Here is an 11,933-nt window from a genome sequence, read left to right as displayed (position 1 = left end):
ATCATGGACGAGGTCCGCGGCTTCTTCGAGGTCCACAGGGCCCTGGGCACCGTGCCCGGGGGCATTCACGTCGAGCTCACCGGCGGGGACGTCACCGAGGTCCTCGGCGGCGGCGAGCACATCGACGAGGCCGGCCTGGCCGAGCGCTACGAGACCCTCGTCGACCCTCGCCTCAACCACCAGCAGTCCCTCGAGATGGCCTTCGAGATCGCCGAGATGTTTTATCATAAATAATGAGATGGTAAGTCGAGTTAATTTGATGCGATCTAACAATTGTGAACTATGTAAAAGTTGTTTGGAAGTTGGGGTGCTGGGGTGTCCTGGGCGGTGAGTGGGTGAAGGACTACGGCCCTGCGACGCTGCCTGGAAGCAGAGCGAGCTCATCGGATGCCATCGCATACCCTGCTGGTCGTGACCTGACAAGCCGTCATTGACGTGGAAACTATGTCAGCGCCTTCACTCGCTGTCGTTTGGCCCGCTGAATGTACTTGCCTACTGTGCTTGGCGCCACATCGTACTTCTTGGCGACCTCCGTGTAGGTCAGCCCGTAGTCGAGGTGGTCGGCCACCATCTGCTCGACACCCTGCTGCCCGAACCGCACCAGGAGACTGCGCTGCTTGAGGTCCGCCCGAGGCTCGGTTGGCCTGCCCCCAACCATCGCCGCCTCCAAGGCGCGTCGGGTCGCCACCAGCGTGTAGCCGTATCTGGAGTAAGCCTGCAAGATCTCCGCGGCGGCTGCGGCTGCCCGGCGTCCACGCCCGCTTTGCGGGGTCGGGGCGCCCTGGGGTAGTCTCGCAGCGCGCTTCGCGTCTGGAGACGTCGCATAGTGGCCTAGTGCGCCTCCCTGCTAAGGAGGTTGGGGTGGAAGCCCCTCGGGGGTTCGAATCCCCCCGTCTCCGCCGGACAGCCCCGGGACCATCCTCCCGGGGCTTCTCTGTGCCCGATGAGGAGGGGTTTCGCCTCGATGGCGCATCAGGCCCGCTGCGCCGCAGGGCCGGGGCATTGTGGACGTGCCCCGGGGTTGTGGACGTGTTCAGGGGCTGCCGACGCGTGCCCGCCGCGCGGCGGCAACCCCGCCGCGCGTTCGCAAGCGCGGTGCGCGGCGGCAACCCCCGGGTGGGAGGACGGACCCGGCCCGCCTCGCATCTCATCCGAGCGGCCTGGGACGGCGGTCCGGCGCCGCCCTGGACGGACGCCTTGAAATGCCCCGGTGTCGGACTGCCGGAGCCCCGCTGGATTTCCCAGGTGCTTCACAGTGAAGTCGGGGGTGTGCTCCCAGGTCCACGGGGTTACATAGTTATCACCGCCGGGCGGAACGGATCGGGAGGGTTGGGGAACCCGCTGATCGGTTCGGGCCGAGGCTGGCGCAGGTCTTAGGGAGCCTGCTCCAGGCGCTCCGGCGAAGGAGGCCAGTTCCTTCCTTGTCATGGGAACCGGGGGAGTTGAGCGGCCTCGCGAACGAAGGGCCCGTGGGCCCGGGTGAGAACCCGGGCCCACGGGCCCCGATCGTTCTAGAACCGCTTCTGAACAGGCATGATACTGACGAAGGTCAACTGTGGCCGGTCGCTTGGGCCGCGTGGCCTGCTTCATGACCGTCGGGAACGAGGAAGTACCGGCGCCATGAGGAGGAGAGGAAGAGCAATGCGGATGTTGGATCGCAGGAGTGCTCTGAAGACGGCTCTGATCGCGGCGTCCGCGGGGACCGCCGCCCTCGTTCCGCGATGCCCCCTCGGCCCTCACCTGGCCCTGTGCCGCGCTTCACGGTCGGGCGATTTGGCGAGCCCAGGGGTGCGGCGTAGAGTCCTGCCTGTCGGAAACGACATGCGCCAGTAGCTCAACGGATAGAGCAGCTGACTACGGATCAGCAGGTTGGGGGTTCGAATCCCTTCTGGCGCACCAACACCCCGTCATCGGCTGGATCGCCAGTCGGAGCCGGGGTGTTTCTCATTGCCCGGGAGGCCGGAGGCCCCACCGACAGGTGCGATCAGCACCCAGTGGTGCCGTCTGCGCCCAGAGGCGCGGGTAGGACGCACCTCTGGGCGCAGACGGCACCAGTCGGCGTGGAGAGGAGCGCCAGTGGCTATCCATCCACTGCGGGGTCGGCAGGGCAGGCGGTGCCCTCGGCTGGGAGGCTGCCGTCCAGGAGGGCTCCGTTGATCGCCCTCGTCGCGCAGGAGTTCCTGCCGGTGGCTCCGTGGATGGCCTCGTCGACGCTGAGCAGACGGCTGCCGGTGAGCTCACGGGCCAGGGACTCCGACCAGGCGTACGGTGTCGTCGGGTCGTTCTTATTGCCGACGACGAGGACCGGGTCGGTGGTCGGCGAGGAGAAGCCCTGGTGCTGCGGGGCGGACGCCGAGTGCCCCCAGCCGTGGCAGATCGCGTCCATGTAGGCCTTCTGCCCGCTGTAGGCCAGCGGCGAGGCCTTCTTCGCAGCGGCCGCCTGGGCGTCCCAGCTCGCCGCGTCGCCCGTGTCGGGGTAGTCGGCGCAGTGCACCGCGAAAGAGGCGTACGTGGTGTTCCACAGCTTGATGAGCTGCTGGTCCGCCGTCGGACTCGGCCCCGTCTGGACGCCCTTGCGGCTGGAGGCCTGCAGGGTGGCGAGGTAGGTGCTGTAGAGCTTCGTGGCGTTGCGGGAGCTCATCGCCTCGCTCAGGCCGGGGATCGACTGCGCCCAATAGGCGTCGGAGTGTTTGGCGATGTAGAGGACCATCGAGCGGAGGTCGGTTGAGCGCAGGGTCGTCGTGGTCCTGTCCAGCGTGAGGGGCTGGGCGTCGGCGCTCTCGATGAAGGTGAGCAGTTGCGCCCGCCCCTCCTCCGGGGTGCCGGTCAGGGGGCAGCCGGAGGCTGACTGGCAGGCGGTGATGTACTCGAGCGCCCGCTTCTCCGTGGAGGCCATGTCCTCGGAGTGGAGCTGGGCGCGGGTGAGCGACGGATCGAGGGCGGAGTCCAGGATCATCGTGCCGGCGCGCTGGGGGAAGGCCCGGATGTAGGTGGCGCCGAGATAGGTGCCGTAGGAGGCGCCCAGGAAGTTCAGCTTCTCGTCGCCCAGGACGGAGCGAATGACGTCCATGTCCCGGATGACCGTTTGGGAGTCCATGTGGTCGAGGAGCTCGGGGATCTGGGAGTTCTGGGCGCAGGCGCTGGCGAGAGCGGCGCCCTGGGCCTGGGCCTCGGCGGCCGTCGTCGGGTCCGTGGAGGTCCCGGCCGCGCCACCGGCGGCCGCGTCCAGATCCGGGGCCTCGGGCCCACCGCCGGCGCCGCCACCCTCCTGGAGGGCCTCGTCCGGGATGGCGGCCTCCTTGTTCTCCGGGGTGGCCTCCTGCCTCTCGGAGGCCTGCTTGGAGGCGGCGGCGAGATCGGCGGCGGTCCAGCAGGTCAACGGCGTGGACTTCCCGACGCCGCGCGGATCGAAGCCGACGATGTCATAGGCATTGCGGACCTGCGGCGACAGGGAGTCGGAGATGGTGGGGACGTAGTCGAGGCCGGATACTCCTGGGCCGCCGGGGTTGATGACGAGGCTGCCCTTCTCGCCCTTGCCGTCGGCGGCGATCATCTTGCGCAGTGCGAGGGTGATCGTCTGCCCGCCGGGCTGCGAGTAGTCCAGCGGGACCGTGATCGTCGCGCACTTGGACGCGTCCCCCAGGCCGCAGTCCTCCCACGCGACCGACTGGGACATGAACGCGTTCAGGTCCGCGGTCCCGGGGGAGGCGCTGGGCACGGGGCTCGCTGTGGGCTCGGCGGTGGCCGACGGCGAGGCACCGGGTGAGCCTGCGGCCGACGGCGAGGCGGATGCGCTCGGATCAGCGGAGGCGGTCGCACTGGCCGCGCCGCTCGATGCCGCTGGGGTCGGCGTGGTGGGGGCTGCGCTCGTCGCGCTCGCCGTCGCGCTCATGGTGCTGCCGGCACCGCCCGGCACCGCGGCGCTCGAGGAGGCCGTCGGCGCCGCCGGGCCGGGGGCGCCAGGGTCAGCGGTGCCCGGAGCGCCGGGCAAGCAGGCTGTGAGACCGAGCGACAGGGAAGCCGCTGAAAGAGTGGCCAGGAGTATGCGGTGACGTGCGCGAACCAGGGATCCCATAGGGAAACCCTCAATCTCCTCACATACTTTGTGCATCCTCCTTAAGTATGAGGGTGAGGGTCTCTCATCTCGACGTTCGGGGCCCCGAGGGCTCCTGGAGACTCCTGGGACTACCGGGCCGATTCACCGCAGGATGACGGCCGTCCTCGCCGCGACGAAGGTCGCGGCCGCGAGGATCGCGCAGAACGCCGGCCCGCCGCAACTCGGCTAGGCTCCGGGGGTGAAGTTCCTCAACGGGCTGGCCCCGTCCTTCGACCTGACCTACGACGACGTCTTCATGGTGCCCTCGCGCTCCTCCGTGGGCTCGCGCATGGGTGTGGACCTCGCCACCGACGACGGCACCGGCACGACTATCCCGCTCGTCGTGGCCAATATGACGGCCGTCGCCGGCAAGCGCATGGCCGAGACCGTGGCCCGCCGCGGCGGACTGACGATCATCCCGCAGGACATCCCCGTCGACGTCGTCATGGACACGGTCGCTCAGGTCAAGGCCTCCCATCTCGTCTACGACACCCCCGTCACCGTCAAGCCCCACCACACCTGCGGCTACGCCATGGGCCTCATCCCCAAGCGCTCCCACGGCGCCGCCGTCGTGGTCGACCCGGACACCGACCGGCCCGTGGGCATCGTCGACCTCTCCGACGCCTCCGACGTCGACCGCTTCACCCAGGTGCGCGCCGTCATGTCCACCGAGCTCGTCACCCTGCCCGAGGGCATCGACGCCCGTGAGGCCTTCGACCGCCTCAAGGCCGCCCGCCGCCGCATGGCGCCCGTGGTCGACGCCGATGGCCGCCTCGTCGGCGTCCTCACCCGCGCCGGGGCCGTGCGCTCCACGATCTACCGCCCCGCCGTCGACGCCGCGGGCCGCCTGCGCATCGGCGCCGCCATCGGGATGAACGGGGATCCCGCCGGGCGCGCCGCCGAGCTCGTCGAGGCCGGGGTGGACGTCATCGTCGTCGACACCGCCCACGGGCACCAGGACCGGATGCTCGACGCCGTCGCCTCCGTGCGCGCCGCCCTGCCCGAGGGGGCGCCGATCGCCGCCGGGAACGTCGTGACCGCCGCCGGCGTGCGCGACCTCGCCGCCGCCGGCGCCTCCATCATCAAGGTCGGGGTCGGCCCGGGCGCCATGTGCACCACCCGCATGCAGACCGGTGTGGGCCGGCCCCAGTTCTCCGCCGTCCTGGAGTGCGCCGGCGCCGCCCATGACCTCGGCGCCTCCGTTTGGGCCGACGGCGGCGTGCGCCACCCCCGCGACGTCGCCCTCGCGCTCGCGGCCGGGGCCTCCAACGTCATGATCGGCTCCTGGTTCGCCGGCACCCACGAGTCCCCGGGCGATGCCCAGATCGACGCCGATGGCCGCGCCTACAAGGAGTCCTTCGGCATGGCCTCCACGCGCGCGGTCCTCGGGCGCACCGAGGGGGAGAACGCCTTCGACCGCGCCCGCAAGGCCCTGTTCGAGGAGGGCATCAGCGGCGGGCGCATGTACATCGACCCGGCCCGCCCCGGCGTCGAGGACCTCATCGACCAGATCATCTCCGGCGTGCGCTCCTCCTTCACCTATGCGGGCGCCGCCTCCATCGCCGAGTTCCGCGAGCGGGCGATCGTCGGCCTGCAGTCGGCCTCCGGCTACCGCGAGGGCGCCCCCGTCCCCGTCTCCTGGTGAACACGAAGGCGCGGTGAATGCGGTGAATGCCGCGAATGCTGCGAATGCTCAGAGTGCGCGCTCGGCTCCGGCCTCGAGGGCCCGGAGGAGGTCCGCGATGAGATCCCGCGCGTCCTCGATGCCCACGCTCAGGCGCAGCAGCCGATCGGACAACCCGTAGGCGGCCCTCCGCTCCGGCGGGACGTCGGCATGGGTCTGCGCGCTCGGGCTGGTCACGAGGGACTCCACGCCGCCGAGGGACTCGGCGAAGGTGAAGACCCGCAGCGCGGCGAGCGTCGTCGCGATGTCCACGCCCTCGGCCACCTCGAAGGACACCATTCCGCTGCGCCCCGGGTAGAGCACCCGGTCCACCAGGGGGCTCGGCTCAAGGGCGGCGGCGACGGCGCGCGCGTTCGCCTCGTGCCGGTCCATGCGCACCCCGAGGGTCTTCAGGCCCCGCAGCAGCAGGAAGCAGTCGAAGGGGGACAGGGTCGCGCCGGTCGTGTTGAGCCGGTACTGGACGCGCTCGCCCGCCGCCTCGTCGGCGACGACGATCGCCCCGGCCATGACGTCGTTGTGCCCGCTCAAGTACTTCGTCGCCGAGTACAGGACGACGTCGGCGCCCAGCTCCAGCGGGCGGCACAGGTACGGGGTGAGGAAGGTGTTGTCGACGGCGAGCAGCGCTCCCGCGCCGTGGGCGAGCTCCGCCGCGGCGGCCAGGTCGATGAGCGACATCATCGGATTGGTCGGTGACTCCACGAGCACGAGCGAGGCGGGTCGGTCCGGCCCCAGCGCCTCGCGCAGGCCATCGTCGCCCAGGACGAAATCGACCTCGTAGGCGCCCTCGGAGGTGAGCACCTCCAGGAGCCGGTAGCTGCCGCCGTAGAGATCCTCCAGGGCCACGATCCTCGATCCCGCCGGTGCCAGGGAGCGGATCGCCAACTCGATCGCGGCCATCCCCGAGGACAGGGCGAAGCCGGCCGCCCCGCCGTCGAGCCTGGCCAGGGCGTCCTGGACGACGTCGCGGGTGGGGGAGGCGGTGCGCGTGTAGTCGTAGCCGGTGGACTCGCCCAGGCCGGGGTGGCCGAAGGCCGTGGACAGGTGGATCGGCGTCGTGATCGCGCCGGTGAGCGGGTCGGTGCGGGTGCCCGCCTGCGCGAGCAGCGTGCCGATGCGCAGGGAGGGGCCGGTCCCGCGGGGACAGGCGGTACCGGCGTCCCATGTGGGGTGGCGGTGGACCGGCGAGGTGCGGGCGGGGGAGCGGGGCGTGTCGGGGGTCCCGGTGCGGTCGGTGGTCGGGGTGCTGGTCATGGTGGATCCTCGGTGCGCTGGTGCGGGGGCGGGGATGAACGCGTCCGGCCCCGGCGGGCAGGAGCGGAGTCGACGAGCGCCGCGAGCAGCGACGACCTCGGACTCTGACCGTGATTGGGGGACAGCGACGGCTGGCGCTGTCAGCGCATCCGCATTCGACGCATGCCGTGAGCGCGCAGACGCTGGGCGCGGGGCATGATCATCGAGGCCGTCATGGGAGGGACGGTAGCGCCACCACCGGCCGCCCGGTCAAGCGCCGCCCGGCATCCGGGCAGGACCTGATCCGCGGCAATGCCGTGCGATCCATCTCACTCCTTCACACAGTGCTCGCACAGCGCGGTACTCTCGCCCTGGTCAGGGTCGCTCAGGCGCGTCTCGGGCCGGTTCCCCACTCCCATTCCATCGTCGAATCCCCTCGCTCCCCGAAGGAGAAGCCTGTGCGATTCCCGCCCTCCGCGCGCCTGCGCACCGCCATGGGAGCCGCCGCGCTCTCGCTGCTGCTCGTCATCCCCCAGGCGCTCCTGGGCCGGGCCGCCGCGGTGCCCGCCGTGCCCCCGATCCTCCAGCGGGCCGTTGATGAGGCAGCGGGCCAGGCGCAGGCCGGCACCGCTGAGCGGGTCCGGGTCGTCGTCATGCTCAAGGATCAGCCCTCGTCGCCGTCGTCGTCGGCGGAGTCGGCCAACCTCGCCGCGCAGGACTCCCTCATCGCCGCCTGGAGCGGCGCCTACGGCCTGCAGGTCGATGACCGATTCGGCTACCTCATCAACGGCATGACCGCCACCATGCCCGCGAACAGGATCGCCGCGCTCGCCCTCGACCCCGCCGTGGCATCGGTGCGCAAGGAGGGCGTCTACTACCTGAGCGAGTACTCGGCGCGCAATGAGGAGGGCGTTCCCGCGGCCCTGGCCGGCTACGGCGCGGACGGCACCGGCACGGTCATCTCCGTCGTCGACTCCGGCATCGACCCCTCCCACCCCGACCTGCGCCTCGATGACTGCGGCGCCGCCAAGATCAAGGAGGTCAACCCCTCCGGAGGGCAGTTCACCTGCAAGGTCCCCAACGGGTACAACTACGCCGACGAGTCCTTCGAGATCCGCGACCTCACCGGTTCCCAGCACGGCCAGCACGTGGCCGGCATCGCCGCCGCCAATGGCTCGCAGGGCAGCGAGCCGGACTTCGCCGCGTCGGGGCGCATCGACGGCGTCGCCCCCAACGCCCAGCTGCTGGCCATGAAGGTCGTCTCCAATGACCCCGCCAAGGCGGGAAAGGCCCTTGATGGGGACATGATCGCCGCGGTCGAGGACTCCGTGAAGATGGGCGCCGACGTCATCAACATCTCCCTGGGCGGCCCCAACGGCGTGCCGGACTCCTCCGACGGCGCCCGGGCCGCCATCGAGCAGGCCCGCCAAGCGGGGGTCCTCACCGTCGTCGCCGCCGGCAACGACGGCCTCAACTTCTCCACCGCCCAGGGGCCGGATGATGCGCTGGGCCGCTTCGACGACGGCACCGTGGCCAGCCCCGGCGTCCAGGGATCGGCGCTCACCGTCGCCTCCCTGAACAACTCCCAGCTCACGATGCCCAGCGGGTCCCTCGGCGAGGGCGAGAACGCCATCCCCTTCAACTACTTGTGGCTCGGCGGCGCCGCGCCGAGCACGGCGTCGCGGGTGGTCGATGCGGGGCTGGGGCGCGCCCAGGACTACGCCGCCGGGGCCGACCTCTCCGGCGCGATAGTGCTGGTCGAGCACGGGGAGAACCCCTTCACGGACAAGCTCGCCAACGCGCAGGCCCACGGGGCCGCGGGCCTGCTCCTCTTCAACCCCCAGGCGGGCCAGGGGCAGCCCATCGACCCGGCCGGCGCCGAGGCCTACCCCCTGTTCTCCGCGGTCATCCCACCCGACCGGGCGCAGTCGATCCGCCAGGCCCTCGCCGAGGACCCGGGCCGGAGGATCCGCTTCGACGGGCCACCGACGTCGGCCCCCCACCCGGGAGGCGCGGCCCCCTCGTATTTCTCCTCCTGGGGCGCCACCCAGAACCTCGATTTCGAGCCGGAGATCGCCGGTATCGGGGGCAGCGTCTACTCCACGGTCGGCTCCGCCGGTTACGCCACCATGGACGGCACCTCGATGGCGGCGCCGAACGTCTCGGCCATGGGGGCGCTCCTGCTCCACGACCTGGCCGCGCGCTACCCGCAGACCCAGGGCGCCGAGAGGATCGACCTGGCCAAGACCCTGCTCATGAACACCGCCCGCGTCCCCTCGGCGGCCGACGGCTCCCCCGCCGCCCCCCGCCAGGTGGGCGCCGGGCTGGCGCAGATCGACAAGGCACTGGCCTCGCCCGTCAGCGCCACCGTTGACGGCGCCCCGTCGGTGGCGCTGCGCGAGGTGAACGCACCCAGAACCCTCACCGTCACCCTGACGAACCACTCCGGCGCCGACGCCTCCTACACGCTGCCCGCCCAGGAGGTCCTCACGGAGAGCAACACCGCCGGCGCGCCCACTGCCGTGTCGGTCTCCGCCACCGAGGCCCTGACGCCGTCGAGCACCGAGGTGACCGTCCCCGCGGGCGGCACCGCCACCGTGGACCTCACCCTCGTCCCGGACACCGCCTCCACCCACTTCATCGAGGGCTGGATCCGTCTGGCGTCCACCACGGGCGCGCCCGACCTCGTCGTCCCCTACATGGGATTCGTGGGCGACTGGAACGCCGAGTCCATCATCCAGCCCGAGGGCCAGCCCTGGGGCATCGCCGGCGGCGCCACGGACACCACCGGTCTCATCGGGAGGGTCGACGCCTACACGGTGCCCGTCGCGGGCCCCAACGGCCAGCGCCGCGCCCTGTCGCCCAACGGCGATGGCAAGATGGATGCCGCCCTGCCCTCGCTGGTCATGATGCGCAATGCGCGGGACGTCCACTACGAGGTCCTCGACGCCGCGGGCAACAGGGTTGTCGATCTGGGCGATGAGCAGAACGTCCGGCGCATGACGGGCCGGTTCTTCGCCAATCCCGCTTACAGCGGCAGTCTCGGCCACGCGGGAGCGGCCTTCGACGGCACCGCCTGGAACGCCCGGGCGGGCGCCTTCCAGGCGGTGCCCGACGGCCAGTACACCTATCGGGTCTCCGCGCGCCTCAGTGAGGACTACGACTGGCAGGCCGTCGACCTCCCCCTGGCGATCGACACCACCGCGCCCACCGTCACGATCCTGGGCAAGAGCGAGACCTCGGTTCGCTTCACCGTGGAGGACTCCGGCTCCGGGATCATGGGCGAGCCCATGGTGGTCCTCGCCGACGGCACGAGTGCGCCCGTGGCCAAGCAGGCGGACGGCTCCTGGACGGCCACGCTCGCCGGCGCCACGCCGTACGCGACGATCAGCGCGATCGACGCCGGCTTCAACGTCACCGAGAAGCACGCGATCTACGCCGCCTCCGGGATGTTCGTCGCCGTCGACGGCCACCTGGGAGCCGCCAGCGTCATCCTCGGCGCCGACGAGACCCGCGACATCCCCATCACCGGCTTCGTCACCCCCGACATCACGCGGGTGACCGTCGACGGCGCCGACGCCCCCCTCACGGGCGGCGAGTTCGCCGCGACCCTGGCCGGCAACCACCCCGCCGGCACGGTCATGGTGCGCGGCTACGGCGCCGACGGGGCCCTCGTCGACGAGTTCGCCGTCACCGTCATCCGCGACACGACCCCGCCCACCGTCACCCTCACCGGCGGCGTCGACGCGGCCGGACAGGTGATCGCCGGCGCCGACGGCGCGATCAGCCTGACCGGCTCCGTCTCCGACGACCGCGCCGAGCCCGCGGACATGACCCTGACCATCAACGGCCAGGGCGTGACGATCAAGGACGACGGCACCTTCAGCCTCGCCACGACCCTCGACCCCTCCACGACCTCCCTCGGCATCGCGCTCCACGACGGCGCCAACACCTCCGCGCTCACCGTCCCGGTCGCCGGCCGGGCGCAGGCGCCCGAGGCCGCCTCCATCAGCCTGGCCAACGGCGAGTGCTACCGGAACATGATCTGCGAGATCTCCTCCAGCTCGCCCGATCGCAGCGCCGACGGCGCCTTCACCCTGCGCGGCACGACCAGCGGGGGCGCGGCGAGCCTCGAGCTCACCCCCGGCTCGCGCGCAGGGGACGACGGCGCGATCGTCGAGAACGCCCCCATCGCGGCGACCTTGGCGGCGGACGGCTCCTTCACCGCCTCCGTGCCCGCGCCGTCGGGCGTCACCCAGTACCGGGCGGTGGCCCGCGATGCGGCGGGAAGGACCCTCACCGAGGGCGTCGTCAGCCTGTACGTGGATGTGACGCCCCCGTCCGCCGACTTCTCCGAGCCGCCCCTGCACGGCGGCGAGCTCTACACGAATCAGGACTCGGTGGCCTTCACGGGAACCATCGCCGACGACCAGTGGGGTTACCGCCTGCTCCTCAATAACGAGGTCGCGGCGGACTTCTTCCGCAGGGACAACCCCGGTGCGAACGTGAACAAGCAGGACTTCTCCGAGTCCCTCGCCGTCAAGGATGGGGACACGCTGTATATCGGGGCGGCGGACAGACTCGGCAACTCGCTCGAGGCCCGCATCCCCGTTCATGTGGACAAGGAGGCCCCCGGCGCCGCTCTCGACGCCAGGGACGGCGAGGTCATCCGCGATAGGCGCGAGCTGACCGCCACCGCCACCGACACCCATATGGCCGGCCTGTCGGTGAGTGTGGACGGCAAGGCGCTGGACTCCGTGTCCACCTCCCGCGCCAAGCAGCGCACCGACGTCGAGGATGTCCTCGCGACGGCGGGCCGGGCGGCGGGCGGCGTCGATGACGCGGGGGCAGGAGCCGGCGCCGACGGCGCGGGGCCGGCGGCCGCCGGCGATCCCGGCGCGGCCGGGGGCGCTGACGGTGTCG

At 71.3% G+C, this 11,933-nt stretch carries 7 protein-coding genes and 2 tRNA genes; 6 read left to right on the top strand and 3 right to left on the bottom strand.

From position 1 onward, the window contains the following. Positions 1-234, top strand: a 234-nt coding sequence (locus B1H55_RS11400; protein ID WP_143222427.1) for a 3-deoxy-7-phosphoheptulonate synthase, incomplete at its 5' end; no start/stop codon positions are given. A 208-nt stretch (positions 235-442) separates the two neighbouring features. On the opposite strand, the gene B1H55_RS11395 is transcribed toward B1H55_RS11400, so the two are convergent. Next, the gene (locus B1H55_RS11395) at positions 443-721 is read right to left on the bottom strand and encodes a hypothetical protein (protein ID WP_077240733.1); all 279 of its coding nucleotides are present in this window, start codon (positions 719-721) and stop codon (positions 443-445) included. 91 nt (positions 722-812) lie between these two features. On the opposite strand from B1H55_RS11395, the gene B1H55_RS11390 reads away from it, so the two are divergent. Together B1H55_RS11390 and B1H55_RS11380 are read left to right on the top strand one after the other, a co-directional pair. Further along, a tRNA-Ser gene (locus B1H55_RS11390) sits at positions 813-899 on the top strand. Between the two features lie 924 nt (positions 900-1,823). Then, positions 1,824-1,899 (top strand) — tRNA-Arg (locus tag B1H55_RS11380). A 181-nt stretch (positions 1,900-2,080) separates the two neighbouring features. Here B1H55_RS11380 and B1H55_RS11375 read toward each other — a convergent pair. Then, complete coding sequence (locus B1H55_RS11375) at positions 2,081-3,676, bottom strand: alpha/beta hydrolase (protein ID WP_157750247.1); 1,596 nt, start codon at positions 3,674-3,676, stop codon at positions 2,081-2,083. Between B1H55_RS11375 and B1H55_RS12560 the strand changes: the two genes are divergently transcribed. Both B1H55_RS12560 and B1H55_RS11370 read left to right on the top strand, forming a co-directional pair. Continuing rightward, the gene (locus tag B1H55_RS12560) at positions 3,675-4,052 is read left to right on the top strand and encodes a hypothetical protein (RefSeq protein WP_157750248.1); all 378 of its coding nucleotides are present in this window, start codon (positions 3,675-3,677) and stop codon (positions 4,050-4,052) included. The two genes, B1H55_RS11375 and B1H55_RS12560, sit on opposite strands and share 2 nt — an antisense overlap. A gap of 243 nt (positions 4,053-4,295) precedes the next feature. Next, positions 4,296-5,741 carry a GuaB1 family IMP dehydrogenase-related protein gene (locus tag B1H55_RS11370; protein WP_073452836.1) on the top strand — a complete coding sequence of 482 codons (1,446 nt, stop codon included), beginning with the start codon at positions 4,296-4,298 and terminating at the stop codon, positions 5,739-5,741. 48 nt (positions 5,742-5,789) lie between these two features. Here the strand turns inward: B1H55_RS11370 and B1H55_RS11365 are convergent, their stop codons facing one another. Further along, a complete protein-coding gene (locus B1H55_RS11365) occupies positions 5,790-7,031 on the bottom strand; it encodes a PLP-dependent transferase (protein ID WP_073452837.1) in 1,242 nt (413 codons plus the stop codon). Between the two features lie 437 nt (positions 7,032-7,468). Between B1H55_RS11365 and B1H55_RS13040 the strand changes: the two genes are divergently transcribed. Beyond that, on the top strand, positions 7,469-11,933 hold a 4,465-nt coding region (locus B1H55_RS13040; RefSeq protein ID WP_080461747.1), incomplete at its 3' end, for a S8 family serine peptidase.

The sequence above is a fragment of the Actinomyces denticolens genome (assembly GCF_002072185.1).
GTDB lineage: Bacteria > Actinomycetota > Actinomycetes > Actinomycetales > Actinomycetaceae > Actinomyces > Actinomyces denticolens.
The sequence above is the reverse complement of the archived record's forward strand: the minus strand, read 5'-3'. Positions and strand labels throughout refer to the sequence as shown.